Source organism: Oleiphilus sp. HI0067 (assembly GCF_001635735.1).
In genome coordinates this window covers 1-842 of record NZ_LWFI01000909.1, presented here as the reverse complement: position 1 = coordinate 842, position 842 = coordinate 1, and the positions used below count along the sequence as shown (strand labels likewise).

The 842-nt window shown below is 44.9% G+C and carries 1 protein-coding gene; it reads left to right on the top strand.

The features are described from left to right. Nucleotides 1-24: 24 nt before the first annotated feature. The coding region (locus A3739_RS10385; protein WP_231877064.1) for an LUD domain-containing protein at nucleotides 25-842 on the top strand (818 nt) is incomplete at its 3' end.

The following is an 842-nucleotide window of genomic DNA, read 5'->3' as shown; positions in this document are numbered from 1 at the left end:
ATAGCAGAGACCGGAACACTTTGCTTGGTAGCAAATGAAGGAAATGGTCGCATATCGACCGGCGTACCAGATATTCACGTTGCGTTAATGGGACTTGAAAAAGTTATTCCTTCATTCGCAGAACTGCCAACCTTGCTCAAATTACTGACTCGTTCAGCAACGGGTCAGATTATGACAACCTACCTCAACATGATCAGTTCACCACGCAAAGATCAAGAGCTAGACGGTCCGTCACAATTTCATCTCGTAATTATTGATAACAAGCGCAGCGCTATGTACCAAGATGATGTACTTCAGGAAACGCTCACCTGTATACGAGGTGGCGCATGCATGAATCATTGTCCCGTATACACAAGAATCGGTGGCCACGCATATGGAAGCACTTATCCAGGTCCAATCGGACAAATCGTCACTCCACAAATAGAAGGAATAGAACACGCGGGAGATCTTCTTGATGCATGTTCTTTAAACGGAGCTTGCGGTGAAGCTTGCCCTGTTAGCATAGACTTACCTGTACTCATCAGAGAGCTCAGGAACAAGCAGACTTCTCTCAAACCTCCACATCGAGTGATATGGAATATATGGCGCCAATTTTATCGTTCGACGAAACGACACGCGCTACTCTCTAAATTCGTTAGTTTGTGTTCACGCTTACCAATGCCAACACCGAAAGCTTGGAGCAACACGCGCACCTTTCCCAAACCCGCCCCCGAGAGCTTCTCGACACTTATAAAAAACAAAAAGAGAATGAGCGTGAATCAGAGTAAAGCAAATTTCTTAAATCGCTTACGCGTATCGCAACAAATGATCGAAAGTACTGAAAGCGAAACTGAAAAGAAATC